We start from the raw sequence: 26,231 nt of genomic DNA, 5'->3' as shown, positions 1-26,231 counted from the left end.
AGGATCAAGGGATAGGGGATACAGGAAGCGAGAGCGATGCTCAAGCAGACGGGCAAGCAGTGTCCCACCGTGGGACATATTTTCGGCAAAGCAATATCAATGGGTTACAAAATGAGTTTGGGACTTGTTAAGGTTTCCCCACGTTTCGCATCTGCGGGCGGGGCCAGGCTGGCACCAAAAGCGCCTCATGCCGCGCGATGCGGCGCAGTGCCGGATGCCAACACGCACCCTGTGATCTGCCGCCGGGAAGTGCTTTTCCGCCGGAGGAAACTTCGCTACTGCGGGCGCATGCAGCAGGATCGACACATTGCGCTTGCCACCGCGACCGTGTTTGCGACCGGCGCGTTCTGGGGCTTTTACTGGCTGCCCGTGCGCATCCTTGCGGACGCCGGCCTGCCGGGAGCCTGGGGCACCTTTGCAATCACGCTGGCGGCGACCATCCTGCTTTTGCCGGTAGTGGTGAGGCGGTGGCGGGGAGTTTCGCGATCGGACCTTGGGGGCATCCTGTCAGTGGCCATTGGCGGCGCGGCCTTTGCGCTTTATTCGGTCGGCTTTCTGTACGGCCGGGTCGCGATCATCATCCTCCTGTATTTCCTCACCCCGGTCTGGAGCACACTGATTGCCCGGTATGTGATGGGCTGGGAGACACCCCGGCTGCGGATCTTCGCGATTGGTGCGGGGCTTGCGGGCCTTGCCTTGATGCTTGGCGCGGAGGGCGACCTGCCGCTGCCGACGGGCGCAGGCGAATGGATGGCGCTGGTGGCGGGCATCCTGTGGTCGATCGGAACGACCGGCATCGCCGCGAAAGCATCGCTTGCACCGCCCGAGGCGACCTTTGTCTTTGCCCTTGCCGGCTGCCTGACCGCCCTGTCGCTTGCGCCGTTTCTGGAACCTTTTCCGCGCGACATAGCCGCAGCGGACCTTGGGCACGCTGCCGTGCTGGCCACTGCGACCGGACTTGTCTGGTGGTGCCTGTCGGTGGCGGGCCTCCTTTGGGCAACTGCCCGGCTGGAACCGGCCCGGGTCGGCATCATCCTGATGGTCGAGGTTCTGGTCGGAGCGGTTTCGGCGGCGGTGCTGGCCGGGGAAAGCCTGTCACCGATCGAACTGGCCGGTGGCGCGCTGGTGTTGATCGGCGGAGTTCTAGAGATCTGGCCGGTGCCACGGCCGCGCGGGCCGCCGACCGGTTAGGGCCGGCGTCCCCTGTTGTCGTGACGGGCCTCAATCAGGCATCGGGCGGGTCGGGTCGGGCCGTTTCAGCCGCCCTGCCCTACCCGAGCCGTTTCACATACGTCCAGGTCGGCACCCGGGCGTTGCGGGCGACGGAGAAGCTTTCGGCGTCACCGAGGTATTGGAAACCTGCGTTGGTCAGGACGCGCGCGGATTGCGGGTTGTCCTGAAAGGCTTCGGCGAACATCGTCTTGTCGCCTTGCGGGTTGGCCGCGACCAGCGCCTGCACGGCTTCGGACGCGATGCCGAGGTTCCAGAACGCAGGGGCCACCCAGAAGGCGACCTCGGATTGCGCGCGGTCCATCTTTTTCAGCGAGATCACACCCAGCACTTCGGCCAGACCGGAGCGCGTGCCGTCCATCACCCAGATATCCTCGTCGGTGCCGGTCAGCATCGCGCGGGTCACGTACGCCTCGGCAGCACCGGGGGGCAAGGGATGGGGGATGCCTTGCGTCGCTTCGGCAACCCGTTTGTCGCCGGCATAAAGGGCGAAAAGACCAGTGTCCGACCGGCGCACGGGGCGCATGACGAAACGGTCGGTGACAATCTCTGCCATCGTCCGGGCCGTGGGTCCCGTGGGGGCGGCGACTTTTTCGAGCATCATGGCTTCCCTCCTCTGAAAGCGCATGTGGTGGCGTGCAGTGACCTGCCAACCGTTCATTTTCAAGGCTGTTCCGCGGTGCGATCATGGCAACGCAGAACTCAGGTTCAAATTTCGGCGCAACCCTCCCAAGCCGCCGAAACGGAAAAGGGGACCGGCCTTCCGGCCGATCCCCCATCTACAACTGAATTGTAAAGGTTCGGCTTACTCGGCTGCCTCCTGGACAGGGAGCACGGAAATGAAAGTGCGACCTTTCATCCCTTTCTTGAAGGTCACGCGGCCTTCGACGGTGGCGAAGATCGTGTGGTCGACGCCCATGCCGACGCCATTGCCGGGGAACCAGGTGGTGCCGCGCTGGCGCACGATGATGTTGCCCGGAATGGCAGCCTGGCCGCCAAACAGCTTGACGCCAAGACGGCGACCGGCGCTGTCACGACCGTTGCGGGACGAACCGCCTGCTTTCTTGTGTGCCATGGATCGTTACTCCTTCGCTGCCGCGGCCTTGGCGGCGCGCTTCGGTTTTTCTGCTGCAACCGGGGCTGCAGCCTTGGTGCCGGGGGCCTCATGCGCCGCGACGCGTGCATCGGCGGTGCCGGTGGCGGCTTTGACGCCCGACTTGTCGGCGCCCGATGCCAGCACGTCGGTCACGCGGACCAGCGTCAGATGCTGGCGGTGGCCCTTGGTGCGCTGGCTGGAGTGTTTCCGGCGGCGCTTGACGTAGTGGATGACCTTTTCGCCTTTGATCTGGTCGATCACCTCGGCCTGCACGGCGGCGCCCTTCACGAAAGGCACGCCTACGGTGACGGTATCACCGCCGACCATCAGCACGTCGTTGAACTGGATCTTTTCACCAGCAATGGCTGCAAGCTTTTCCACGCGCAGAACGTCACCCGCCTGCACCTTGTACTGCTTGCCACCGGTCTTGAGGACCGCAAACATGGGCCTTATCCTTCTTTTGCTCCGCGTCCTGTGGCCCCCGCCGATCAACCGATCTTTGGATGTTTCGGACCGCTTCTCGAAAGATTTGGCCCGCCTCGGACAGCGCGCCCTTCCGGGCGTTATGAAATAATGGCCCGGCGAGATTCGCACCTCGCCGGGATGCGCGCTTATGCTGCGCGTCGGGCAGAGTGTCAAGTCGTGCGACGCGCCCTGCGGTCAGATGTCGGAGCCCTGCATCGCCCGGATCGCAGCCCGACCCAGATCGTAGGAAACCTGGGTGAAGACCACGTCGAAGGCGGAAAAGAGGGCGGCGTTCAGTTTCTTGCCGGCCGGGGTTTGCGAGAAAGCGATATAGGCTTCCAGATCGGCATCGGAGAGCGGCTGGTAGGCCAGCGCGAGGTAGGAATAAAGCCAGGTCGTGGTGTCGGCGCGGACCTGCTCTTCCTGGCCCCAGACATCGGACATCATCTGGTTTTCGTCGGCGTCAGAGCCTTGCAGCCCTTCGCGGGTCATGCCCTGCAGGAAGGCGAGGCTGCCGGTCAGAGAGCCCGCGACATTCATCTCGATCAGGTCATTGGCCTCGGCGAGGCGGGTGAGAAGGTCGATGCGGGGGTCACCTTTGGCGCGCATGGTGTCAGCGGTGACCTGGGCGGCCTCTTCGACGCCGTCATCAAGAAAGGCGCGGCGGGCGTCGATTTCCAGCGACAGGATGCGCTGGCCAAGGTCGGAGCCGAAGAAGGCGATGATCTCGGTGATGGTGGCGGGATCGGAGGCGAGCTGGTCGCTGAGCGCGGTCTCGAATCGCTGGCGCAGGGCTGGAACGTCGTAGATCGCCGCGACCGCCGCAGTCCATTGCGCGCCGCCCGAGCCGGGAAACATGTCCTCTTCCAGCGATTTGCCGTAGGCGATGCCCTCTTCGCCCAGAACCTCGAAAAGGGGGCCGATCTTCATGGTTTCGGTCAGTGCGGCAATGCTGGCGTTCGCGGTGGCGCCAGCAAGGTCGGTGCCTTCTGTCTGGGCCAGAATCTGGGCCAGAACCGGGGTGCCCGCAACCGGCCCAAGGCCCAGGACGACGGCGAGGAGGAGCGAGGTCGGGCGCATGCGGTGATCCTTGGCCAGATGTCTGATCGAGAGGTAGTATCTCTGCCCCGCTTTGCCAAGCGCGCCAGTCGGTGCCGACCCGGGACGGCGCGCGAAATGTGGCGCGAAATGGCGGGCGGAGCGCGGATTTCAGGGTTGCACATCGCGCCGCGTCCCGCTACACCCCGCCCCCATAGACGACCCCTAAGCGCGGAGAGGTGCCGGAGTGGTCGATCGGGGCGGTCTCGAAAACCGTTGTGGGTTTGCGCCCACCGTGGGTTCGAATCCCACCCTCTCCGCCACTTGCCCTAGCGAAAGCGTTCTCCCGATCCGGCTGAGGTCGGATTTTCCGTTGTTTTCGGGGGTTATGCGGCCGGAGCTGAGCACCGGCGTCGGTGAAAGGGGGTCCGGAAACGTTCTCTCAGGGCCGATATTCTCCAGACCTGTTGCCTACACTGTTTTGGTGTTCAGGTTGTAAGGCATTGCAAAGGAACAGTTTTCGCGAACCCTCGATTGGAGTTGGATCGGAGGGGTGCCCGCACGTCTTGGGACTGTAGTCGAACCTTCCCTGCTCGCCTTGGAGGTTCGGTTTGAACGGCGGTAGACGGCGGAAAGCAGACTGCCGGGCGTGCGGCAGGGCAGCTGCAGGATCGCTAGAGAACGGTCATTCGTTCGTCGAGCAGCATTTTCGGCCACAGGTCGAGTTGGATCGCAGAATGCAGAGGTTCATCAAATACGGTCAAACGTTCTTACCTTCGTCGATCGCGCTACTTACCTGACCGATCAGTCGGAACAAATGACTGCTCAGCACTTCCAGGTCGCTAGCAGCTGCTGGCAAAACCACCAGATACCCGCGCGTATCTCGCGCAATCCACTTCCGGCCTATAAGCTCTTGGACCTTGCGTCGAACTGACTCGCGCGGAATCCCGGTATAGAGTGCAATCGACTCGATATTGATTGGTTGTGCATCGGTCGCTGTCGCCCCGGGCTTTGCGAGATCATCGTAGCTGATCGACGGGGGATTACGTTCGAGGAGGCCTTTGTCCTTCAGCGACATCAACCCGACCACGGCCAGGATAACCATCTTGTCCAAGTCACCGTCGAAAGCGGACCGCGCAGAAATGAGATATTGCGTCCAAGGATCAAGGATCTTTGGCCAGATCTCCGCATAGCGCTCACGAATAAGAGTGGCTGCATCCTTCGGTCGTGCGTCACTCATGGGCGATCAGATCCTCACACCTCGACATGCTCTACTCAAATCGGGCACCAGAGTCACTTGGCTTGAAACCCAAATTGAGTGGCAACGACCTTGCAACCCGTTTTGGGTGGCTGCCAACATCCACCCTTCCGATTCCGAGTGCACAGCCACCGCCGCTGCGACATACTTTCAACTACGAAGAATTCTCTGAAAGACCGGAGGTCCTGAATGTCAGGCAGCATCCTGAGTGTTGGTGCATCATGCCGGGCACGGTCTGGGCTGATTTCAACCATCCTGGCGTCTGTCGTTTTTGGCGCCTCAGCGCCGGGTTCACTTGCTCAAGTAGTTGCGGTCGAAGATTCCGCCAGCCGGATCGAGGCGGTTGACGTCACGATCCTGAACCCCGGCGCCGATGCCGCCCTCAATACCCGGATCATCGACCTGATCCGTCGGGAACTGCAGGCATTTCCGGGCGGCACCTTCTCGCGTGCAGCGGCCGAAATCGCTTTGGCCCGGGTGCGCCGGACTTCGCCGGTGACCGAGACCACGGTAAACGTTACACCGGGCGCCACCGGCGGCGTTATCGTCACCATCGAGGCAATCCTGTCGGATGAGCGGTCCGTTGCCGCCGAGCGTGGCTATATGCTGACCGGGGATCGCTCCGATCTTCCGGTGCTGTATGATCGCAACGGCACCTACATCGTCGGCAAGCTCGAACTGCTGACCATGGCCTACGCCAATGACAACGCATGGTACGGGCGGCCGGACCTTTTTCTCAATGGAAACCCCCTGGTTTCGGGTGACCCGGCCGGTGCTGGCACCGACGCTTGGGTGGAAGGTTTCGTGCATGCAGGGATCTATGGCATCACGCCGCTCGGCGGGTCGGCGCACCTTTACGGCGGCCTCAGCGGTATCCTGAGCGGATCGACTGGCACCGAGCTTTTCACCGACGAGACGCGCCTGCACTTCGGGATCGAGGATGCCTACATCGGTGTCGTGGGCGGCGACACCTCGGCTGAAGGAAACCGTCTTGTCTGGAACGTGACGGCAGGCCGCAAGCGTTTTGCGATCGGCGAGGGGTTTTTGATCGCGAACTCGGCGTCGAACGGGCATGACCGTGCGGCGCTCCAATCCAATCCCCGTTGGGCCGCCGACATGCTTGTTCTTGGCCAGGTGCGCTACAACGAAACTCTGGTCGAGGCGTTCTATCTTGACCCGGACGAACTGCCCATTGTGGATTCCAGAACAAAGATCGCTGGTCTGAACGCGGAAACGCGGCTGGAAGGCGGCTGGCAGCTTGGCGGTACCTACCTCAAGGTACTTGAAAGCGATTTCGGTTATTTCTCTACGACGCCGCCCGACCCGGCGACCGCGACCCTGGGCCGTGATGGCCTTGAGGTTTTCGACATGCGCTTCCGCTGGCAACCCGAGCTAAGCGGCCTTTTCGTGGTGGGCGAGGCCGCGGTGCAGCGAAATGACCGCTTCGACATGAAGGCTGCCGGCATCATGGGCGAAGTCGGCTACAGTTTTGCCGACGCGACATGGCACCCTACGGTCAGCTATCGCCTTGCCAGGTTCTCAGGCGACGATCCCGATACCGCCCGGTTCGAAAGGTGGGATCCCCTTCTGTCTGGCGGCAACGGTGAACAGTGGGTTCAGGGCATCAACCATTTCAAGGTTTTCCAGGACAGCAACCTGATTGCACACCGACTGCAATTCCGCCTGCGCCCCAGTCCGAAGGTCGAACTGGTGCCCCAGATATGGCTTTTCAAGGCCGACAGCACGACGAACATCGGCGGCAACCCTGCCCTGTCATTCCTCGGCGGCGCGGATCTGGCCACGGAAGTCAACCTCACCGCCAAGTGGTTCATTTCAAAAAACACGATGCTTCAAGCTCATGTTGCAGCAACCTTTCCTTCCTCAGATCTCGACACTGCGTCCGGTGTGACCGGTGACATCGACCCGTGGGTCAGCGCGATGGTATTCTTGCGGGTGGCCTTTTGAACCGAACTTCCAGGAATCAGGAGAAAAAGCATGGAAAGACGTGACGTACTGAAGGGAGTGACCCTTGCGGCGGGTGCCGTCGTTGCCGCCAAGGAAGTGCTGACGCCGACAGCGGCAGAAGCCCAGGTTTCGGGTGGGCGCCCCGAAGGAAATGCCGTCGTCGCCATGACGCCGGTTGATCCGGACTACTTCATTCCAGGCCGTTTTGCTGGCAAGACGATCATCGTGACCGGGTCGGCCCGGGGGATGGGTGCGGCGGCCGCAATACGTCTTGCACGCGAGGGGGCAAATGTCGTCGGCGTCGACTGGCTGAAGGATCTGGGCGAAGCAACCCATCAGGCGATCCTTGCCGCCGGTGGCAAGTCGGTCTTCGTCTATGGCGACGTCGGCGACGCTGCAGTCGCGCAGGCCGCCGTCGATCAGGCGGTTGCCGCGTTTGGCGGCCTTGACGGCGCCATCAACAATGCCGGGGTCATGGACGGCGTCTTCTCGGGCGAAGAACCCGACTACGCCAAGCAGAAACCACTGGTATTCGCCCGAATTCACGAAGCGACGGAAGAGTACTGGAACAAGGTCTTCAGGACCAACGCGACCGGCACCTTCCTGTCGATGCGAGCCCAGCTCGTCCAGATGGTTGCGCAAAATCGCGGCGGCGCAATTGTCAACGTCGGCTCGATCGCAGGTATGACCGGACTTTCCGGGAACCCTGCCTATGTGGCCTCGAAACATGCGTTGAACGGACTGACAAAGAATGCCGCGATCGACTATGCGCCCTATGGCATACGGGTGAACTCGGTCAACATGGCGGCTACCGACACGCCAATGGTCGCGCGTGCCGGAGCGCTGGTTGCTGCATCGGCCGCGGAAACCGTTGGCCCCAGTATGGGAAGAATGAAGATCGATAGCATTCTTGCCTATACTGACAAGACCCACCGCTCGGCCACCGTGGGCGAGCAGGTGTCGATGATGCTTTTCCTGCTGTCGCCAGAGGCGTCGAACTTCACCGGCGGCATCTATGCTACCGATGGCGGCTGGACAGCCTACTGAAACATGCGGGCGGGGCGCGGGAAACAGCCAGATGCCCCGCCCCCGACAGATCGGTGCGGCCATGAGTGTAGGCATTGGGTAAGCCGGACTCTTGAAAGCAGCTGCAGTCGACGGTCCGCAAGGGGCCGTTTGCGTCGATCAGCCAAGGCGGACGTGCTGACCCAACCATTCCTCTGGAAACGGTTCCAGCACCCTCGCTGGGGTCACACCCTGCGCGTGCCTGCCGTCCAAGACCGCTTCGATGATCTGGGGCGCGAGTAATGTCTGGCCTGCTGCCGGTTTTGTGGACACCGAGATAGGGTGTTTCAACGGGATCGGAGTTTTCCATGGAGAGACGGAAGTTCAGCCGCGAGTTCAAGCTTGAGGCGGTGAAGTTGGTGAGGGATCGAGGGGTGACGTCGGCTCAGGCGTCACGCGATCTGGGGGTTCATGCGAATGTTCTGCGGAAGTGGGTGCGGGAGCTGGAGACGGATCCCTCGCAGGCGTTTCCGGGTCACGGGCAGATGAAGCCTGAGCGGCTGGAGATTGATCGGCTGCGCAGAGAGGTCGCCAAACTCAAGGCAGAGCGCGACATCCTAAAAAAGGGTTGCCAGTGGTTGCGCCATTGGTTCGAGAAACCACTGGCGACGCCTACTTCGCGAGGGAAGTGACATGAGGTTTGCTTTCGTCGCGAAGCACCGCCACATCTGGCCGGTGAGTTGGCTGTGTGACGCGCTGGATGTGTCACGGTCAGGTTTCCATGCCTGGCTTGGCCGCGCTCCGTCGAGGCGCAGCCGGGAAGACGAAGAGACCGGCGCGAAGGTGCGGGCGAGCTTCATCGCCAGCGCCCGCACTTATGGAGCCCGGCGTGTCTGGCGCGATGTTCTGGCCGAGGGCGTCGACTGCGGCTTGCATCGCATCGAACGCCTGATGCAGGCCCAAGCGCTCAGGGCACGGCCGCGTCGGCGCGGATTGCCGAAGGACGAGGGGCAGCGCCTGACAGTGGCTGCCTCGAACGTTCTGGATCGTGCGTTCCATGCTGATCGCCCGAACCAGAAGTGGATCGCGGACTTCACCTATGTCTGGACCGCCGAGGGCTGGCTCTACGTTGCGACGGTCATCGACCTGTTCTCTCGGCGCGTGGTCGGCTGGTCGATGAAGGCAGAGATGACCGCTAAACTCGTCACCGACGCCCTCGTCATGGCCATCTGGCGGCGCGGCAAGCCGGACGCGCTCCTGCATCATTCCGATCAGGGCAGCCAATACACCAGCGAGCAGTTCCAGAAACTCATGGCCGACAACGGCGTGCAATGCTCGATGAGCCGGTCCGGCAATGTCTGGGACAATGCGGTCATGGAGAGCTTCTTCTCGTCGCTCAAGACGGAAAGGATCGGCAAGAAGATCTACCGGACGCGCGATGCCGCCAGGGCAGATGTGTTCGACTACATCGAAAGGTTCTACAACACGGTTCGCAGGCACTCGACCATCGGCTACCTCAGCCCGGTCGAGTTCGAAAAGAGGGCCGGGTTAGCTTAACTGCCCGTCCACAAAACCGGCAGCAGGCCAGGCGGACTAACCGGGTCGCTTGGATTCACCTCGACGCAACCTTCCAGCCGTGCCGCTTTCTAGACGCGGCGTCTGGCACCAAAGGCAGGATAGTAATCCTGACAAACCCTGTCCTGCCAACGTGTCCGCTCATGTATTCCGCCCGTATTGGCGTGTCCTTCGATACGCGCTCGGCGGCTAAAGCTGAAAGGTCACGCTCAACCTATACTGCATGACCGCCTGTCCCGTTTTCTTCACTCACCGACTTCGATAACGCTGATCTGGACCAATGAGTTCTTGCAACGATTCAGCTTACGTTAAATTAGTTGTTAGGGCTTCTCTGGCCCTGCAAACGGTGCAGGGTCTCTGCGGTCGAAGGCAGCAATGAAACCACAGGAGAATCATAATGCACGGAACAGCTCGGCATCAGGGGTCTGTCGGTCGAGCTTACCGCCAGCATCGCGTTGAAATTCTTGTTTTCGCGTGCTTTTCTGTCGGCTTGGCGGGACCGGTTCTTGGGCAGGATGCCGATCTGGCGAAGCAACTCTCCAATCCGATTTCAAGTCTGGTCAGCGTTCCGCTTCAGTACAACTACAACGAGGGCTTCCTTGGAGGAGACGGCGAACAGCACGTCTTGAACATCCAACCGGTGATTCCGTTTTCAATCAGCGAAGACTGGAACCTCATTTCCCGGACCATCGTGCCTTTAATTGACCAGACGGGGGTGGTGCCGGGCCAAGGCAACAAATCGGGCGTCGGCGGCATCACCCAAAGCTTCTTCTTTTCCCCGAAAGCGCCGACGAAAAACGGCCTTATATGGGGTGTGGGGCCGGTCATCACGACCCCGTCTCTGACAGATGGATTGGGGTCGGAGCAATGGGGGCTCGGTCTTACTGCTGTCGCCCTCAAGCAGAGCGGACCGCTGACAGTCGGGTTCTTGGGAAACCACGTCTGGTCGGTGACCGACAACGATATCTATGGTGATGCGTCCAACACCTTCCTTCAGCCATTCCTCAGTTATACGACGCCGAAGGCCACGACCTTTGGCATTAATACCGAGGCCGTGTACAACTGGACGACAGAAGACTGGGCCGTGCCGATCAACGTTACAGTAGCCCAGCTGCTCACGCTCGGAGACCAGCCCGTGCAGATCACGGGGGGTGTGCGGTATTGGGCGGACAGCGCTGATAACGGTCCTGAAGGATGGGGCGCACGTCTCGCCCTCACTTACCTTTTCCCGAAGGGCTAGACAAATCCTGCCGTGGAAGCGGGCTTCTTGGGCCAAGCGGCCTTGGGGGCGGATGGCGCGGCCATCACTTTCCTGAACTGGAGGGCATCGCTTTGAATATCAAAAGATATTCATCGTCATCGCACTGACGCAACTGGCGGCGATGCCCGTCGCGGCTCAGGATGCCGAAGCTCCGACCCGTGAGGACCTTCAACGGATTCTGCCGACGAAGCTGCCCTATTCTCCGGCGGCCAATCGCACCTTTCCTACCCGCCCGCTGTTTGGCGACACGCATCTGCACACCGCCGTCTCGCTTGATGCCGGAACGGCCGGCGCGCGGCTGATGCCGAATGATGCATACCGTTTCGCCAAGGGCGAGCAGGTCATCGCCTCGTCAGGCCAGCCTGTGAAGCTGTCGCGCCCGCTGGATTTCCTTGTGGTCAGCCGACCACTCGGACAACATGGGATTCTTTCCCAAGCTGTTCTCGGGCGATCCGGCCTTTCTGGCCGATCCGACGGGGCGGCGCTGGTTCGAAATGATGAACGCAGGCAAGGGCATGGAGGCGACGTTCGAGATAATCGGCGCCGTCAGCACCAACAGCTTCCCCCCGGCCCTGTCGATCTCGCCGGATTCGGACATCTTCAAGGGCGTCTGGAACTCGCTCGTCGATTCTGCCGAAGCCCACAATGACCCCGGCCGTTTCACCGCGCTCATCGGATATGAATGGACCTCGCAGGCAGCCTTCAGCATCCACCGCAATGTGATCTACCGCGACGGGGGAGATTTGGCCCGTCAGGTGATGCCCTTCACAGTGTCACCCCCGCTCGGCAGCCTGCTGTACACCGATCTGTGGAAGTGGATGGAAGGCCATGAAAAGACGACGGGCGGCGACATTCTGGTCATTGCGCACAATGGCAACGTGTCGAACGGCCTGATGTTCCCGGTGATCCAGCCGAGAACACAGGGGAAGCGATCTTTGACGCGATGGACCGGCGCGAGGTTTACGCAACCACCGGCACGCGCATAACGGTGCGTCTCTTCGGCGGCTATGGCTTCACGGCCAAGGATGCGACGTCGCGCAATCCGGCGATTATCGGCTATTCCCACGGAGTGCCGATGGGCGGAGAGTTGACACCTGATCCCGAAGGTCGCGCCCCGACTTTCCTTGTCGCGGCCCTTCGCGACCCGATCGGCGCAAACCTTGACCGCTACCAGATCATCAAGGGTTGGGTTGATGCTGACGGGAAGGCGCACGAACAGGTCTACGACGTCGCCTGATCCGGCGACCGGGTGGCTGGGGCCGATGGCAAACTGCCCCCGGTGGGCGATACGGTCGATGTGAAACGCGCGACTTGGACCAACACGATCGGTGCGCCGGAACTGACCGCAACCTGGACCGATCCGGAGTTCGATCCTGCACAGGCTGCCTTCTACTATGGCCGAGTGCTGGAAATCCCGACCCCACGCTGGACGGCCTATGACGCCGCCTATTATGGGACCGAGCCCTTGCCCGGCACCGTGATGAAGCTGCAGGAGCGCGCTTATCCCTCTCCGATCTGGTACAAGCCGGCCGGCTGACCGGGACGCGACGGCTCAAGAGAGCGCGGCCCTTTTTGGCCGCGCTTTTGGTGGACGAGACGCTGGCCGCAGCGATGACCGCGGCAGATTGGGCCGAGATGGGTGCAGTGTCGCAGGCCTATGACAAGGCGCTGCAAGGCCGCGAGACCGCGCGAACGGTGCAGGTGCGGCAGGGCGATGCACTGGTGACGGATGGGCAGTTCTTGGAAAGCAAGGAAGTGCTGGCCGGGTTCATCCTGATCGACGTGGCCGATGCCGATGCGGCGATGGCCGTGGCGCGGGCCATTCCGATGGCGCGGCTTGGCGCGGTTGAGGTGCGGCCGGTGATGACGTTCGAATGAGCGACAGGCCGGTCAACCTTGATGCCGTCAGCCTTGATGCGATCTGGCACCAGCATTCAAGCAAGGTGCTGGCGACGCTTATCCGGCTGTTGCGCGATTTTGATCTGGCCGAAGAGGCGCTGCATGACGCCTTTCTGGCCGCCGCGCGGAAGTGGCCCGAGGAGGGCGTGCCGGTCACCCCCTCGGCTTGGCTGATTTCGACCGGGCGGTTCCGCGCGATCGACCGGATGCGGCAGGATGGCAGGTTGGCCGCGGCACGGGGTGACCCGACGCTGATCTTTCCCGAAGGCCGCGATGAGGAGGAGGCGCTGGCCCTGGAGGACGACCAGTTGCGGCTGATCTTTGCCTGCTGCCACCCTGCCCTCCCGGCGGAAGATCAGGTGGCGCTGACGTTGCGCATGTGGCCGAGGCCGACATGTTGCGCCGGTTGGACCGGCTGCCCGAGGCGCGGCTTGCCTACGCCCGCGCGCCGGAGCGGTGCCGGCTTGAACCGGAACGCAGGCTTTTGCAGCGCAGGATCGCCGAGGTCGGCATTTGAGCGCGGTCGATTGTGACGGCTCTGACGGTCTGTTCAACCCATTGCATGGCGACCGCAGTGACCAAGTTTTCGTATGGTTCGGGGCAACGCAATGCGACGTTTGTTGACGTCTGCCCTTTACCCCACGGCGTCGGTGGCGCTGAGGTCGAAGTGTTCGCCGGGAAAGAACTTCTCCAGACGGACATCGGCCGAACGGGCGTGGCCCTCCATCCCCTCAAGCCGCGAGATGCGGGCTGTGGCGATGGCCAGTTCGCGCGATGCGGCGCGGGTGGCGCGTTGCCATGTGACGGTCTTCATGAACTTGTGGACTGAAAGCCCGCCGGTATAGCGGCCCGCGCCCGAGGTTGGCAGAACGTGGTTCGGACCGGAGCATTTGTCGCCGTAGGCCACGGTGGTCTCTTCGCCAAGGAACAGCGATCCGTAACAGGTGAGCCTTGAGAGCCACCAGTCAAGGTTGGCGGCCTGCACATGCAGGTGTTCGGGGGCGTAGTCGTCCGCGACGGCGGCCATTTCCTCGGCCGAGGAGCAGAGCATCACCTCGGCGCAGTCGGCCCATGCGGCGGCGGCGCTGGCAGAATTCAGGGCCGGCAGTTCGGCGATCATGCCGGGCACGAGCGCCATGACGCTTTCGGCAAGCGCGCGGTCCGTGGTCACCAGCCAGACGGGCGAGTTGTAGCCATGTTCGGCCTGCCCCACCAGATCCCACGCCACAAGGCGCGGGTCGGCGGTATGATCGGCGATCACCATGCTGTCGGTCGGTCCGGCGAACATGTCGATGCCGACCTGCCCGTAAAGGATGCGCTTGGCTTCGGCGACATACTGGTTGCCGGGGCCGACGAGGATGTCGGCCTTGGGCAGACCGAACAGGCCGTTGGCCATTGCCGCGACGCCCTGCACGCCCCCAAGGTTCAGGATCACGTCCGCACCGCAGGTATCCATCGCGAACAGGATCGCGGGCGGGATGCCACTACCGGGCCGGGGCGGCGAACAGGCGGTGATCATCGGCACGCCCGCGACCTTTGCGGTGGTGATCGTCATGATGGCCGAGGCGATGTGGCTGTAGCGCCCGCCCGGAACGTAGCAGCCAGCCGAGGCGACGGGGATCTGGCGCTGGCCGGCCATCAGGCCTGGCAGGATCTCGATCTCGCAATCCGTGATGGTGGCGCGCTGGGCTTCGGCAAAGCGGCGGATGTTGCGGTGGGCAAAGCGGATGTCGGCCTTCAGCTTTTCCGGCACGAGGGCGGCGGCTTCGGCTCGCACCTCGGGCGTGACGATGATGTCGCCCTGCCATTTGTCCAGATCGCGGGCGAAGCGGATGGCGGCGGAATCGCCGTCACGCTCGATCTCGGCGAGCATGGTTTCGACGGCAGCGCGCACGTCGGTTTGCCCCGTCTCGGCGCTGCGGGTGGATTTCTTCAGGTAAATCATGGTCATGAACTCACATACGGCCCTTCCAGGGCACCAGGCGGCGTTCCAGGAAACGCATCAACAGGTCGAAGGCAAAGGCGATGGTGGCGATCACGAAGATCCCCATGATCACGACCGAGGTCTGCAGGAATTGGCTGGCCGACAGCACCATGTAGCCAAGGCCACTTGTTGCCGCGACCATCTCGGCGGCGACGAGGGTGGTCCAGCCAAAGCCGATACCCACCCGCATAGCCGTCAGGATTTCGGGCATGGCCGAGGGCATGATCACGTGCCGCATCACCTGCCACCGTGTCGCCCCGAAGGAATATGCCGCGTGGATCTGCTCGATGGCGGCCGATTTCACGCCGGACCGTGCGCCAAGCACCACGGGCGCGAAGACCGACAAGAAGATCAAAAGCACCTTCGACGTTTCGCCGATACCGAACCAGATGATCATAAGCGGCAAGTAGGCCAAGGGCGGGATCGGGCGGTAGAACTCGATCGGCGGGTCGAAGATGCCGCGGATCATCGGGCTCATCCCCATTGCCAGACCCAAGGGAAGGCCGATCACGCAGGCAAGGATGAACGCCCCGAACACGCGCATGGTCGAGATCATGATGTGATCGAGGAACGAGGTGTTGGTAAAGCCCTCGCGCCAGATCTGGCCGAACTTCGCCAGCACCAGCTGCGGCGAAGGCACGAAGAGTGGCTTCACGAGGCCCAGCGTGGTGACCAGCCACCAGACGAACAGCATGAATGTGACCGAGGCGACCGACAGCCAGAACGTGTTGCCCTGACCGGGCACACCGTAGATTTCGCCGGGTTTGGTCGGGCGGGCGCGGGCCAGACGGGCGAAAAGGCCTAGGGCTTTGGGGGGCGGGGCCTTCGGGAGCGGGGTCACGGTCATTCGACGGCCTCCTCGTCGGCGAAGATGATGTTCAGCACCTTTTCACGCAGGGCGATGAACTCGGGCGAGGCCTTGACCTGCCGCGCGGGCGCGCCGGACTGGAACTGGCACGAAAAGGGCAGATCGAAGACATTGGTGATACGGCCCGGACGGGGCGACATCACAATGAGCTTGGTGCCCATGAACAGCGCCTCTTCGACGCTGTGGGTGATGAAGAAGACCGACTTTCCGGTCTTGCCCCAGATATTCAGGATCAGCTCTTGCGCCTTTTCCCGGGTCAGCGCGTCCAGCGCACCGAGGGGCTCGTCCATCAAGAGGATCTTGGGGTCGCAGGTCAACGCACGCGCGATCCCAACACGCTGCTGCATCCCGCCCGACAGTTTGTAGACCGGAGATTTCTGGAAACCGTCAAGGCCGAGGAGGCCGATGTATTCATTTGCGGTCCGGTAGCGGTCTGCCTTCGCGACGCCTTGAATCTGCAGGCCGAAGGCCACGTTGTCCAGAACGTTCAGCCAGGGCAAGAGCGCGTGTTTTTGAAACACCACCGCGCGGTCCGCCCCCGGCCCCTGCACCGACTGGCCATCGAGTGTCAGCGTGCCGGAACTGGGCGACAGAAAGCCCGCGATCAGGTTCAGAAGCGTGGACTTGCCGCAGCCCGAGGCCCCCAGCGCCACGACGAACTCGCCCTCGGTGATGGCAAGGTTGACCTCGCTTAGTGCCGCAACCGGCGGGCGGCCGTCGGCAGCCGGATAGACGACCGACGCGTGATCGATGTTCAGGCTCAAGCTGCGACCCTTCCGCTGTGAGGGGTCTGCCCGGACCAGACGGGTCCGGGCAGACTTTTTCCTTATTGGGCCGCTGCAGCAGCGGCGTAGGCGGGGTTCACAAAGCCCGTGTAGTCGTCAAGTGCCGCGTCGATCCGGCCTGCCTTCACAAGGAAGTCGGCCGTGGTCTTGATCTTCGGTGCAGCGCCGGCGAGCCATGCTTCGCCGGTCTGCTCGGCCATCGGCAGGAAGGTGAAGCCTTCCAGGATGCCGGGGACCTGGGCCGGATCAGCGCCCGTCGCAGCCGCCAGCGCCTTGACTTCGGCACTGTCGGCCGTCCAGGCCGCCGGATTGGCCAGATACATGCCGTTGACCTTGTCGACCGCCTTCAGGAAGGCCACGACCTTGTCGGTGTTCGCCTCGGCAAAGGCCTTGTTGACCACCCAGCCGTCATAGGTCGGGAAACCCCACTCGGCGGTCTGGTCCGCGCCCACGACCAGCGTGCCGGTCTTGAGGATTTCCGATTGCACCGGCTGCCAGATCCAGGCCGCGTCGATGCTGCCCTGGCCCCAGGCGGCGGCGATGTCATCGGGCTTCATGCCGACGATGTTCACATCCGCCTCGCTCAGGCCTTCGTGCTGCAAGGCACCCATCAGCGAATAATGCGCGGTCGAGCCGATCGGAACCGCCACGGTCTTGCCCTTCAGGTCCGCTACGCTGGCGATCCCGGATTCGTTCCGGGCGATCAGCGATTCCGCTTTGCCGATTACGTCCGAGTAGGCGATCAGCTGGATATCGAGGCCCGAGCTTGCGCCGATGGCGACGGGCGAGGAGCCCAGTTCCGACAGCACCACATCGCCCGAGGCCATGGCTGCGATCACATCGGTTCCGGCGTCGAACTTGCGCCACTCGATCTCCCATCCGGTGGCCTTGGCCAGCTCGTCCGAGGTGGACAGAAGCTGCATCGGCGTCGGGTTGCCGAAATGGCCGATGATGATCTTCTCGGCCATTGCCGAGCCTGCGGTGAGGGCCAGCGCGGCCGCGCCGATCATCAGTCTCTTGAAGGTGGATGTCATGGGGTATTCTCCTTGTTGGGTCGGGGTTTTGGCGCGGCTGCGCCTTTGGGTGGCGATTGCTTCGCCTTGTGTTGGCCTGTGTCACCCTTGGTGGCAAAGGCAATCATGGCGCGGACCAGAAGGTCAAGCGTGTCGAAGCTGACGGCATTGGGGTCGACGGCATCTGCGATCAGGGAAAACTCGGTGCATGCCACCATTTGCACATGCGCGCCGCGTGTGAGCAAGGCGGCACTTTCGGCGCGAAGCGCAGAGCGGGTTGGGGCTGTGACGCCGCCGGCCTTGATTGCCCGGATTATGGCGAGGATGCGGGCGTCGTCGGCGTAGATCGGGCTGACGCCGGTGACGGCGAAGGCAGTGTCGAAAAGCCCGGTCAGGCGCGTGGCGGGCGAGGCGAGGATGCCAAGGGTGCCGCCTTTGGGCACAAGGCTGGCCGCGTGCGCGACGGAAAGTGCCACCATGTCGATGAAGGGGATGGTAACGGCGGCCCGGATCGCCGGGGCGTAGTGGTGGGCGGTGTTGCAGGGCATTGCCAGCGCGTCGGCGCCCGCCTCTTGCAGGCGCCGCGCCATTTGGGCCAGCACCGGGCCGGGGTCTTCGCCGGTGCCCTCGATCAGGTGGCGGATGCGCGATGGCACCTGCGGGTTTTGGTCGACGATCAGGGGAACATGGTCGGCATCATCCCTGGCGGGAGTGGCGGCGATGACCTTCTGCATCAGAAGCACCGTCGCCTCTGGCCCCATGCCGCCGAGGATGCCGATACGCTTCATCCCGCGCCCCCTGTCCGGGACTGGTGCTGCCTGGCAAAGCGGGCGGCGGGCGGGAGGCGCATGGCTATTCGGCGGCCTCTCGCGCTGTGTCGGCAAAGACCGCATCGTAACCGAAAAGCGCCGCCGAGCCGCCGGTGTGAAGGAACACGACGCGCTCGCCCTTCTTGAAATTGCCCTTGCGGCAATAGTCGATCAGGCCAGCAGCACCCTTACCGGAATAGACCGGGTCAAGAAGGATGCCTTCAAGTTCGGCAAACATGCGGATCGCTTCCAGCGTGTCGGCGCGCGGAACGCCGTAGCCCGCGCCGACATAGTTGGTGTCCGCGACGACGTCCTCGCGCTTCACGACGCCGGGGCAGCCCAGCTTTTCAGCGGTGCGAACGGCGAGGTTGAACACGTTTTCCTCTTGCTTGGCCTTTGGCGCGCGGACGCCGAAGCCCAAAAGCGGGATGCCCGCGTTGATCGCCTTCAGCCCGACGATCAGGCCCGCCTGGGTGCCCGCAGATCCGGTGGCGGTAACGAGGTGGTCGATCACGAGGCCACGGTCGTTGGCCTGTCCCACCAGTTCAAAGGCGCAGTTCACATAGCCCAGCGCGCCGGTCGGGTTCGATCCACCGCCCGGAATGACATAGACCTTGCGCCCCCCTGCCCGCATGGTTTCGGCCACGGCATCCATCTCGGCCTGCATGTCGACTCCGCCGGGGCGCTTTTCGGTGGTGGCGCCGTGGAGGTGATCCAGCAGCACGTTGCCGTTTTCGTTGTAGTTGTGGTTGTTCGAACCGGTGCGATCTTCCAGCAGGATGTGGCAGGCCATGCCCAGCTTGGCCGAAAAGGCGGCGGTCTGGCGGGCGTGGTTCGACTGGGTGGCGCCTTGGGTCATCACCATGTCGGCGCCCATCGCCTGCGCTTCGGCCATGAGGAATTCCAGCTTGCGGGTCTTGTTGCCGCCAGTCGACAGCCCGGTGCAATCATCGCGCTTGATCCAGATTTCCGGCCCGCCAAGTTCGCGGCTGAGACGGTCAAGCCGTTCCAGCGGGGTGGGCAGATGTGCCAGAAAGACACGGGGAAAACGGGCGAGATGCATTGTGTGACCTTATCATAACCTTCGCATATCGACCGTTGCAGCACTGTTGTTCGTTTGCAAATGCGAATTTCTCCACCTATCATGCAGAAGTTGCATATTAGGGGGTGGCGATGCGGCTGGAGTGGCTGGAAGACATTCTAGCGGTTGCCGAAACTGGATCGTTTCAGGAAGCGGCGGAGCGGCGGCGACTGACGCAATCGGCATTTTCGCGGCGCGTGCAGCACATTGAGGAGCAGATCGGGGTCGAACTCTTTGACCGCAGCCGCAAGCCGGTGCAGCTTTTGCCAACGACAGCCGAACAGCGCGACCAGATCGCCAAGCTGGCGAACGACCTGCGCCAGCTGGTGGCCGATCTGCGGCGCGGCGCGCGGATGGCGTCGAACCGGATTGCGATTGCCAGCCAGCACGCGCTGACCACCTCGCTGACGCCACTGATCCTGAAGCAGATCGACGCGCGGTTGCACGATACCTATGTGCGCCTGCGGTCGGCCAATCTGGACGAATGTTTTGCGCTTTTGCTGTCGCGGCAGGTTGATATCGCCATCGTCTACCGCCTGCCGGGCGAGGATCACCCGATCAGCGACCGCTTCGTGGAAACGGCCACAATCGGCAGCGACCGGCTGGTGCCGGTGTTCGACGCCTCGGCCACGGACGGCCTGAACGCGCGGTTCGCGGCAGGTGAATTGCCCTACATCGCCTTTCCAAGCGAGGTGTTCCTTGGGCAGGTGCTGGAGCGGCTGATCCTGCCAAAGGTGCGCAACCTGTCGCGCCCGATTCCCAAGGCTGAAACCGCGCTGACGCTGGCCGCGCTGGAGTTGGCGGTGGTTGGTGTGGGGGTGGCGTGGGTGCCATATTCGCTGGCCCGGCCCCGGATCGCCGATGGCACGCTGGCCGATCTTTCGGTGTCTCTGCCGACCTACGAGCTTGAGGTAACGGCCGTGCGGCTGTTCGGCAGCCCGTGGCCGGTGGCCAATTCGGTCTGGTCCGAGATCGTCGCATCGTCCGGACAGGAGCATGGCGCGCCTGCGCCTGACTGACCCGTGCCGCGCGGTCAGCGGGGGGCAAGGATGTGCGCGATGGCCGACAGGATGATGCCGTTGGTGTTGATGTCGGTGTAATCACGCATCGGGGCAAGCGTATCGGCGTAAACGCCCACCGAAAAGCCGTGGTCCGGAAGCCGCGCGTTTTCACGTACGATGGAGAGCAGGCGCATGTTGTAGGGGTGCGGGTGGACCGCCTGCCAAAGATACGCGGCCTTGGCACTGATGATCTCGCTTGCGTTCGGAACGGCGGTGTCGTCGTCAGCCGGGGGAACGATGGTTTCGACCACCCAGGCATCGCGGCCTTCGCGGTCCAGTCGCAGGCCCGAGTAGACGAACCAAGGGGCGCGGTCGATCGGCGCCTCGGATACGCATCGCAACTGGCCGGTCGTCTCGAACCAGCCAAGCTGCGCGTCGAATAGCGCGTCAAGAACCACCTGCGTCGGCCCGTCGATGCCCAGTTCGATGGCATGAAGCGCAAAGGGCTCGGTCGAGATCGCACCAAGCGCTGCGGCCCGGTAAAGGACGGTGATCTCGCTTTCCGGGCTATCGTCATCCCAGGTCTGGATCGGCATGACCGTCTGACCAAGGAAGGCAAAGCCCGGCACGACGTAATCGGTGCACTGCGATTGCGAGGTGTCCTGCCACCGGCCAAAGCGGTTGGTGAAGTGCCAGCCGGTGCGCACGGCAAGATCAAGCGTCCAGTCCTTGAGCGTCTTTTGCAGCGCGGCCTGGTCAGCCAGACCCAGAGACACCGCGCGGCCCAGCGCAATGCCCAGACGCCCGGCATCGCAGCTGTCAAAGCCCGCAACCGTGGTTCGCAGCGATTGCGCGGAAAAGTTCGAGGGCGGCAGCAGCCCGCCATCCAGCCGGTCGGTGGGAATGCTGGCCACCGCCTTGGCGATGGCCGCTGCGGCATCGGCGCGGTCGATCAGGCGCAGGTCGGTGGCGGCGATCAGGGCGTTGATCTGCGAGGCCACGTCCCACAGTGTGATCTCGCTGTTCACCCGGCCGCCCGATGCGGTGGAGACGGTCCCCGCGGCAAGGCCGGTGTCGGCAAAGGTGTAGCGTTCGAAATAGCGCCAGGCGAGGGCGGCATCCTCCATCAGGCGGGCGCGTTCGGCGGCATCGGGTTGGAAGGCCACCACCGGGTCGATCTGGCGGCGGCGGCGCAAGGACCAGTAGCGGCGGATCATCGGGTCGCTTGCCATCACCCGGTCGCGCAGCGCGGTCACGTCATGCAGCCGGATGTAGCCACGGCTTTGCGCGTCATCCAGCCGGCGCAGTAGGCGCGCCCGCAGCGGCGGGCTTGCGACATCGGCTGGCAGCACCCTGACGACACGGTCGGACTCGTCCAGCGTCAGGCGGTCGAGGCGGGTGGCGACCTTGGCGTCGAGCGTACCGAAATGCATCCTCAGATCGGGACCAAGGCCGTTCACCTCGGCCGCGCCGATGACCACGGTTGCGGCCGCTTCAGGGCCGGGTGTCACGGACAGGGTCACGAGGCAATCGGCCAGCGGGGCGGCATCTGGCGCGGTCGTCTGCGCGCATTCGCCCGGTGCGGCGGCTGCGGTCAGGCGGGTGAACGGCAGGCTGCGATCCGACAGTGCCTGAGCGAAGGCGTCGATGTGGCCGTCGGCGTCGGGCTGGTCAAGCAACAGCGCAAGGTCGCGGGGAACCGGGGTACCACCCAGCAGGAAGTAATCGCGGGCAAGGCTGGCGTGCAACCCAAGCCGCCTTAGCGCGGCGACGATGCTGTTGACCCCCGCTTCGGCGCGCGCGGCAAGATCGGCGCTGTCCAGATCTGCACCGCGCAACAGCGAGATGTGCAACACCACGATGCGTGGATCGGCGGGCAGCCCGTCCAGCGCCGCATCAAGCGCCGGATCGAAAAGATCGACCAGCAGCCCGCCGGTGATGGTCATCTGGTCGCGCCCGTCAAGGATGACAGCGGCCGGTTCGCTGTTCTGGGGGCAGATGATGCGCACCCGGAACCCGACAGACCGATAGGCGCTGAGGTCGGTTCGCGGGTTGGCCGCATACTCAAAATAAGTGGCGTTTGGCAGATAGGCGGAAGGAACTGATTCGGTTGCCTGAAGGTTCACCTCGGCATGTTTGAACTCGTTGGCCGCTCGCAGATGCCAATATCTCTGCTCAAGGGTGAGTGGTGCCGCAATTGATACAACCTCAAGTAGTTCTGGGACGATGGATTCAGAAACAGGCAGTTTCTTCATGCTACCAGGGGTTCTGGAACCGTTCATATAATGCGACGATACAAGAATTGTGGGTTCAGTATTGCTGTGGAAATGTTCAAGGACTTTTGAAATGTTGTCAGGTTTCCACGTTGCGGGGATGTCCTGCAGCACGAGGAAAGCCACTCCCGGAACCGATGCAGACAGTTTCAACCCTGGGATGAGGGCAAGCGCGGTTGTGGTCAGGAAGAGGCGTCTCGTGCAGTCCATGACGGTGGGCGGCTCCTGTCTTGGCCCGGTTGACCCCGGTCGTGGCAAGCATGACGCGTTCGGCGCGTCGGACCGGAGTGTCGGCCCGTGACGAACATCATTCCATTCGGACCTGCGCGCAATGCGAACGTCAAGAAGGTCTTCGCCACGACGTCGCGCCGGCGCGGAAACATCGCGCGCGTTATTCTTGTTGCGGTTGTGGTGGTGCTTTTCCTTGCGGTGATGGACATGGCGTTCCGGCTGCTGGCGCTGCCCAACGCCGGCCCACCGGTCGCGCTGCAGGCTGGGCAGTTCGATCCCGCCGCCCAAGCGGTTCTTTACACGCTGCAGGATGGGCCGCGCGACAGTTGCGCCGGCGTGGATCCCGGCCCCACCAGCGTGGCGGCCTATCTTCCGGCGGACGACCGAACCGCGCGGACCGCACTTCTGGCGCATTGCGCCGACGTTGACCGGGTGTTTCTGGAATCGCTGGCATTCGGTGTCGAGGCTGGCGCGGTGATTGCGATGGCGTCTGACGAATGGACCGAAAGCCTGGCCACGATCGGCCGCCCGGTCTTTGTGATGCTGACCGCCGGGTTCGTCGCTCCGGATGGCGGCAAGCGCCCGGTCGGGATCCCCACTGCTGCGCGCAAGCGGCTGCTGCAGGACCTGTCGCGCCAATGGCCTTCGGGGGCCGGGCTGTGCCTTGACCTGTCGGGCAACCCCGATGTGCTGGCAGAGGATGTGACGGCGCTGTTGTCGGACCTGCGCCCGATGGCCGCGGCGCGGGGCGGAGAGTTGTGTGTTGCGGGCAGCGTCGATGCGAAGTTCCTGCGCAACCCTGGCGTGATAGCGGCGGCGGATGTGGTGCTGGCCAAGGGATTCCGCGCGCCGGGGCGTCTGCCACTGCCGCTTGCGCCGCAGCCGTGGTTCGAGGCGGCGGTGACACCCCTGTTGCAAGCGGTGCCGGCGGACAAGCTGGTGGTGGCGCTTGGGACGTTCGGGGTGCAGACCGATGCGGCAACCGGTCGGGCCGAGGATGTCGCCTACGCAACCGCGCTGGCGCGCACCCGGGCGGCCGAAGGTAGCGTCACGGTTGACCGCGATGCGCTGAATGCCGAACTGGCATTTTCAGACGCCGATGGCCGCTCTGCCCGGATAACGCTGCTGGACGGGCTGTCTTTTGCCAACCAGATGACCGCCCTCGCGCCCGATACCGCGCTGGCGCTGTGGCCCATCGGTTCCGAAGACCCGGCGGTCTGGTCGCTGATTGCCGGCGACGACGTGCAGGCCGCGCTGACCCGTCCGATCACGCTTGACCGGCAGGTGCTGTTGTCGGGAACCGGGCCTGTGGCGCTGCAGGTTGAAGAAGCGGCTGTCGGACGGCGCGATGTGACGATTGATCCGCAAAGCCGCCGGGTGGTCGAACAGGCCTACCGCGCCCTGCCCTCGCCGCATGTGCTGACGCGGTTTGACGGTGGCGTCGGGGACGCGGTTCTGATCGCCTTTGACGGGCTGCCACCGATCGACAACCTGTCGGACGTGCTGCTGGAACTGGCGCGTCACGGCGTGCGCGCGACCTTTGCGGTGACCGCGTCCGAGGTTGTAGCCAACCCCGATGTGGTTCGGAGGCTGATCGTCGCCGGACATGCCGTGGCGCTGGCCGATGTCGGTGATCTTGCGGGAAACGGGCTTTACGCCGCCATGTCGCGGTTCCGCGACCGCGCCGCGACGATGGCGCTGGCCGGCGAAACCGATTGGCGCGCGGTGCTGGCCGAAACCTGGGGCAAGGGGGCCATCATGCCCACCTCGACCGAAGAGTTCGCCACGCTGGTCGCGCTACAAAAGCAAGGCCGGCTGCGGTTGCCCGAGGGTGAGCGGGTGCCATCCAACCCCGACCAGGCGGCAGAATTTGCAGAACGGCTGGTCAGCACGGTGTTTCTGGAAGGCTCGCAACTGGTGCGCTTCGACCTTTCGCGGCCGGAATTGCAGACCACGCTTTCGACGCTGCCGGTGATCCTTGAGGCGTTCGAGACGGCGGGGGCAAGCTTCATTGCTCCCGACGATCTTGCGCGGCCCGCTGGCGGTGTGGCGATGTATGAGGCGCGCGATCTGGCGACGCTGCGCGACCGGATCTATGTTTGGTCACTGCTGAAGGCGGACCGGATCGTGGCGGCGGCATTCCTGATGCTGCTGCTGGTTGCGATCGTCCGGTCGAGCGTGTTTCTGGTGTTGGCGCATCTGCGCCGCCCGCGCGACACGATCGACCCGACCTGGGTGCCCGGCGTGACGGTCATCATCCCGGCCTTCAACGAAGGCAAGGTCATCGCCAATTGCATCCAGTCGATCTTTTCCAACGATTACCCCGATGTCCGGATCATTGTGGTCGACGACGGGTCGCAGGACGACACCGCCGCTGTGGTGGCCGCGATGGCCGCCAAGGACCGGCGGATCTGGCTGGTGCGGCAGGACAATGCGGGCAAATGGGCGGCGGCAAACACCGCGCTGCGCTATGTGATGACGCGGTTCTTCATTGTGGTGGACGCGGATTCGTCGATCGGAAGCGACGCGATCCGCTGGCTGGTGCAACCCTTTGCCGAACCGAACGTCGGTGCCGTGTCGGGCATCGTCGAGGTGGGAAATGCGCGCAACTGGCTGACATGGTGTCAGAATCTGGAATATCTGGTCAGCCAGAACATACACCGCCGCGCCTATGAGACGTTTGACGGGATCTTTGTCGTGCCGGGTGCCATCGGCGCGTGGCGCACCGATGCGGTGATCGCGGCTGGCCTCTTTTCGGGCGAAACGATCACCGAGGACGCCGATCTTACGCTGGCCGTCCACCGCGCTGGCTACCGGATCGTCATGGCCGAACGGGCGCGCGCCTTTACCGAAGCGCCAGAGCAGCTTGCGCCCTTCATGTCGCAGCGGTTGCGCTGGTCGCTTGGCATGTTGCAAGCGTCGTGGAAGCATCGCATGGCCATTCGCGAAGGTCATCCGGTCGGCTACATCTCGATCCTTGATGCGGTCTGGTTCAGCGTGCTGACGACGCTTCTGTCGCCGCTGGTGGACCTGATCGTGCTGGTGTTGCTGGGGATGGCCGCATCGCGGTTGATGATGGGACAGCCGGTGCTGACCGAGGGTGCGGTCGTGTTCTTTGCCGGCTACCTTGGGCTGGCCGTGCTTGACCTTCTGAACACGCTTGCGACCTTCCGGTTCGAGCGGCGGTTCGACCTGAGGCTTTTGTTGCTGACCCCGCTTCTGAATCTGGGCTACCGGCAGCTTTTGTATGTGGCGACCGTGCGCGCGACGTGGCGGGCGATCACCGGGCGGCTGACCGCGTGGAACAAGCTGGAGCGGACAGGCGCGCTGAACCGCCCCGCCGGGACCACAGTCTCGACGCTTGGCCAGCATGTGACGGTGCGGACCTAAAGCC

The 26,231-nt window shown here is 63.5% G+C and carries 20 protein-coding genes, 1 tRNA gene and 4 pseudogenes; 13 read left to right on the top strand and 12 right to left on the bottom strand.

Annotated elements, in window-relative coordinates; genetic code table 11:
• Nucleotides 1–288: 288 nt before the first annotated feature.
• The gene (locus tag ACROUL_RS08170; RefSeq protein ID WP_431299013.1) at nucleotides 289–1,191 is read left to right on the top strand and encodes a DMT family transporter; all 903 of its coding nucleotides are present in this window, start codon (nucleotides 289–291) and stop codon (nucleotides 1,189–1,191) included.
• 79 nt (nucleotides 1,192–1,270) lie between these two features.
• On the opposite strand, the gene ACROUL_RS08165 is transcribed toward ACROUL_RS08170, so the two are convergent.
• The 4 genes and pseudogenes from ACROUL_RS08165 to ACROUL_RS08150 form a co-directional block, all read right to left on the bottom strand.
• Nucleotides 1,271–1,786, bottom strand: a complete 516-nt coding sequence (locus ACROUL_RS08165; RefSeq protein WP_431301263.1) for a GNAT family N-acetyltransferase — start codon at nucleotides 1,784–1,786, stop codon at nucleotides 1,271–1,273.
• Between the two features lie 249 nt (nucleotides 1,787–2,035).
• On the bottom strand, nucleotides 2,036–2,305 hold the full coding sequence (gene rpmA / locus ACROUL_RS08160; RefSeq protein WP_305568096.1) for a 50S ribosomal protein L27: 270 nt from the start codon (nucleotides 2,303–2,305) through the stop codon (nucleotides 2,036–2,038).
• Nucleotides 2,306–2,389: 84 nt separating this feature from the next.
• A pseudogene (rplU, locus tag ACROUL_RS08155) lies at nucleotides 2,390–2,770 on the bottom strand (50S ribosomal protein L21); the annotation flags it as partial.
• 216 nt (nucleotides 2,771–2,986) lie between these two features.
• Nucleotides 2,987–3,871 (bottom strand): DUF2059 domain-containing protein, encoded by an 885-nt coding sequence (locus ACROUL_RS08150; RefSeq protein ID WP_431299012.1) that lies wholly within the window; start codon nucleotides 3,869–3,871, stop codon nucleotides 2,987–2,989.
• Between the two features lie 191 nt (nucleotides 3,872–4,062).
• Here ACROUL_RS08150 and ACROUL_RS08145 point away from each other — a divergent pair.
• Nucleotides 4,063–4,152, top strand: a tRNA-Ser gene (locus ACROUL_RS08145).
• A gap of 437 nt (nucleotides 4,153–4,589) precedes the next feature.
• On the opposite strand, the gene ACROUL_RS08140 is transcribed toward ACROUL_RS08145, so the two are convergent.
• Nucleotides 4,590–5,069 carry a hypothetical protein gene (locus tag ACROUL_RS08140; RefSeq protein WP_431299011.1) on the bottom strand — a complete coding sequence of 160 codons (480 nt, stop codon included), beginning with the start codon at nucleotides 5,067–5,069 and terminating at the stop codon, nucleotides 4,590–4,592.
• 207 nt (nucleotides 5,070–5,276) lie between these two features.
• Here ACROUL_RS08140 and ACROUL_RS08135 point away from each other — a divergent pair, with 207 nt between their 5' ends.
• The 9 genes and pseudogenes from ACROUL_RS08135 to ACROUL_RS08095 all read left to right on the top strand — a co-directional run bounded on the left by ACROUL_RS08135 (nucleotide 5,277) and on the right by ACROUL_RS08095 (nucleotide 13,325).
• Entirely contained in the window at nucleotides 5,277–7,052 is a 1,776-nt protein-coding gene (locus ACROUL_RS08135) for an alginate export family protein (protein WP_431299010.1), read from the top strand.
• 30 nt (nucleotides 7,053–7,082) lie between these two features.
• A complete protein-coding gene (locus ACROUL_RS08130) occupies nucleotides 7,083–8,099 on the top strand; it encodes an SDR family NAD(P)-dependent oxidoreductase (RefSeq protein WP_431299009.1) in 1,017 nt (338 codons plus the stop codon).
• 326 nt (nucleotides 8,100–8,425) lie between these two features.
• Nucleotides 8,426–9,614: pseudogene (locus tag ACROUL_RS08125) on the top strand (IS3 family transposase).
• A gap of 415 nt (nucleotides 9,615–10,029) precedes the next feature.
• A complete protein-coding gene (locus ACROUL_RS08120) occupies nucleotides 10,030–10,872 on the top strand; it encodes a transporter (protein WP_431299008.1) in 843 nt (280 codons plus the stop codon).
• A gap of 142 nt (nucleotides 10,873–11,014) precedes the next feature.
• Nucleotides 11,015–11,287: pseudogene (locus ACROUL_RS08115) on the top strand (DUF3604 domain-containing protein); the annotation flags it as partial.
• A gap of 25 nt (nucleotides 11,288–11,312) precedes the next feature.
• Complete coding sequence (locus ACROUL_RS08110; RefSeq protein WP_431299007.1) at nucleotides 11,313–11,879, top strand: DUF3604 domain-containing protein; 567 nt, start codon at nucleotides 11,313–11,315, stop codon at nucleotides 11,877–11,879.
• A pseudogene (locus ACROUL_RS08105) lies at nucleotides 11,837–12,430 on the top strand (DUF3604 domain-containing protein). Before ACROUL_RS08110 ends, ACROUL_RS08105 begins: the two are co-directional and overlap by 43 nt.
• 35 nt (nucleotides 12,431–12,465) lie before the next feature.
• Nucleotides 12,466–12,771 carry a YciI family protein gene (locus ACROUL_RS08100; RefSeq protein ID WP_431299006.1) on the top strand — a complete coding sequence of 102 codons (306 nt, stop codon included), beginning with the start codon at nucleotides 12,466–12,468 and terminating at the stop codon, nucleotides 12,769–12,771.
• Nucleotides 12,768–13,325, top strand: coding sequence for a sigma factor (locus tag ACROUL_RS08095; RefSeq protein ID WP_431299005.1), 558 nt, complete (start codon nucleotides 12,768–12,770; stop codon nucleotides 13,323–13,325). Before ACROUL_RS08100 ends, ACROUL_RS08095 begins: the two co-directional genes overlap by 4 nt.
• A gap of 101 nt (nucleotides 13,326–13,426) precedes the next feature.
• Here the strand turns inward: ACROUL_RS08095 and hisD are convergent, their stop codons facing one another.
• The 6 genes from hisD to ACROUL_RS08065 form a co-directional block, all read right to left on the bottom strand.
• Nucleotides 13,427–14,743, bottom strand: a complete 1,317-nt coding sequence (gene hisD, locus ACROUL_RS08090) for a histidinol dehydrogenase (protein WP_431299004.1) — start codon at nucleotides 14,741–14,743, stop codon at nucleotides 13,427–13,429.
• 4 nt (nucleotides 14,744–14,747) lie between these two features.
• The gene (locus tag ACROUL_RS08085; protein WP_431299003.1) at nucleotides 14,748–15,623 is read right to left on the bottom strand and encodes an ABC transporter permease subunit; all 876 of its coding nucleotides are present in this window, start codon (nucleotides 15,621–15,623) and stop codon (nucleotides 14,748–14,750) included.
• Nucleotides 15,620–16,408 carry a taurine ABC transporter ATP-binding protein gene (locus ACROUL_RS08080; RefSeq protein WP_431299002.1) on the bottom strand — a complete coding sequence of 263 codons (789 nt, stop codon included), beginning with the start codon at nucleotides 16,406–16,408 and terminating at the stop codon, nucleotides 15,620–15,622. Before ACROUL_RS08080 ends, ACROUL_RS08085 begins: the two co-directional genes overlap by 4 nt.
• A gap of 62 nt (nucleotides 16,409–16,470) precedes the next feature.
• Nucleotides 16,471–17,463, bottom strand: a complete 993-nt coding sequence (locus ACROUL_RS08075) for an ABC transporter substrate-binding protein (RefSeq protein WP_431299001.1) — start codon at nucleotides 17,461–17,463, stop codon at nucleotides 16,471–16,473.
• Complete coding sequence (locus ACROUL_RS08070; protein WP_431299000.1) at nucleotides 17,460–18,230, bottom strand: aspartate/glutamate racemase family protein; 771 nt, start codon at nucleotides 18,228–18,230, stop codon at nucleotides 17,460–17,462. The genes ACROUL_RS08075 and ACROUL_RS08070 overlap by 4 nt, the downstream gene beginning before the upstream one ends.
• Before the next feature lie 64 nt (nucleotides 18,231–18,294).
• A complete protein-coding gene (locus tag ACROUL_RS08065; protein ID WP_431298999.1) occupies nucleotides 18,295–19,314 on the bottom strand; it encodes a D-cysteine desulfhydrase in 1,020 nt (339 codons plus the stop codon).
• 110 nt (nucleotides 19,315–19,424) lie between these two features.
• On the opposite strand from ACROUL_RS08065, the gene ACROUL_RS08060 reads away from it, so the two are divergent.
• A complete protein-coding gene (locus ACROUL_RS08060; RefSeq protein ID WP_431298998.1) occupies nucleotides 19,425–20,351 on the top strand; it encodes a LysR family transcriptional regulator in 927 nt (308 codons plus the stop codon).
• Between the two features lie 14 nt (nucleotides 20,352–20,365).
• Here ACROUL_RS08060 and ACROUL_RS08055 read toward each other — a convergent pair whose 3' ends face one another.
• Entirely contained in the window at nucleotides 20,366–22,459 is a 2,094-nt protein-coding gene (locus ACROUL_RS08055; RefSeq protein ID WP_431298997.1) for a DUF3131 domain-containing protein, read from the bottom strand.
• Nucleotides 22,460–22,903: 444 nt separating this feature from the next.
• Between ACROUL_RS08055 and ACROUL_RS08050 the strand changes: the two genes are divergently transcribed.
• Nucleotides 22,904–26,227, top strand: coding sequence for a glycosyltransferase (locus ACROUL_RS08050; protein ID WP_431298996.1), 3,324 nt, complete (start codon nucleotides 22,904–22,906; stop codon nucleotides 26,225–26,227).
• Nucleotides 26,228–26,231 lie beyond the last annotated feature (4 nt).

This window comes from Tabrizicola sp. BL-A-41-H6 (assembly GCF_050632395.1).
Classification (GTDB): domain Bacteria; phylum Pseudomonadota; class Alphaproteobacteria; order Rhodobacterales; family Rhodobacteraceae; genus JAUYQR01.
Note: the sequence above shows the minus strand (reverse complement) of the source record. Positions and strands in the feature narration are given on the sequence as shown.

What these genes read in the sequence shown, in the direction of transcription:
- ACROUL_RS08085 (WP_431299003.1), bottom strand. Translation starts at nt 15,623, where the DNA reads ATGACCGTGACCCCGCTCCCGAAGGCCCCGCCCCCCAAAGCCCTAGGC.
- ACROUL_RS08095 (WP_431299005.1), top strand. Translation starts at nt 12,768, where the DNA reads ATGAGCGACAGGCCGGTCAACCTTGATGCCGTCAGCCTTGATGCGATC.
- ACROUL_RS08065 (WP_431298999.1), bottom strand. Translation starts at nt 19,314, where the DNA reads ATGCATCTCGCCCGTTTTCCCCGTGTCTTTCTGGCACATCTGCCCACC.
- ACROUL_RS08170 (WP_431299013.1), top strand. Translation starts at nt 289, where the DNA reads ATGCAGCAGGATCGACACATTGCGCTTGCCACCGCGACCGTGTTTGCG.
- ACROUL_RS08075 (WP_431299001.1), bottom strand. Translation starts at nt 17,463, where the DNA reads ATGACATCCACCTTCAAGAGACTGATGATCGGCGCGGCCGCGCTGGCC.
- ACROUL_RS08140 (WP_431299011.1), bottom strand. Translation starts at nt 5,069, where the DNA reads ATGAGTGACGCACGACCGAAGGATGCAGCCACTCTTATTCGTGAGCGC.
- rpmA (WP_305568096.1), bottom strand. Translation starts at nt 2,305, where the DNA reads ATGGCACACAAGAAAGCAGGCGGTTCGTCCCGCAACGGTCGTGACAGC.
- ACROUL_RS08135 (WP_431299010.1), top strand. Translation starts at nt 5,277, where the DNA reads ATGTCAGGCAGCATCCTGAGTGTTGGTGCATCATGCCGGGCACGGTCT.
- ACROUL_RS08130 (WP_431299009.1), top strand. Translation starts at nt 7,083, where the DNA reads ATGGAAAGACGTGACGTACTGAAGGGAGTGACCCTTGCGGCGGGTGCC.
- ACROUL_RS08150 (WP_431299012.1), bottom strand. Translation starts at nt 3,871, where the DNA reads ATGCGCCCGACCTCGCTCCTCCTCGCCGTCGTCCTGGGCCTTGGGCCG.
- ACROUL_RS08060 (WP_431298998.1), top strand. Translation starts at nt 19,425, where the DNA reads ATGCGGCTGGAGTGGCTGGAAGACATTCTAGCGGTTGCCGAAACTGGA.
- ACROUL_RS08120 (WP_431299008.1), top strand. Translation starts at nt 10,030, where the DNA reads ATGCACGGAACAGCTCGGCATCAGGGGTCTGTCGGTCGAGCTTACCGC.
- ACROUL_RS08110 (WP_431299007.1), top strand. Translation starts at nt 11,313, where the DNA reads ATGGGATTCTTTCCCAAGCTGTTCTCGGGCGATCCGGCCTTTCTGGCC.
- ACROUL_RS08070 (WP_431299000.1), bottom strand. Translation starts at nt 18,230, where the DNA reads ATGAAGCGTATCGGCATCCTCGGCGGCATGGGGCCAGAGGCGACGGTG.
- ACROUL_RS08165 (WP_431301263.1), bottom strand. Translation starts at nt 1,786, where the DNA reads ATGGCAGAGATTGTCACCGACCGTTTCGTCATGCGCCCCGTGCGCCGG.
- hisD (WP_431299004.1), bottom strand. Translation starts at nt 14,743, where the DNA reads ATGACCATGATTTACCTGAAGAAATCCACCCGCAGCGCCGAGACGGGG.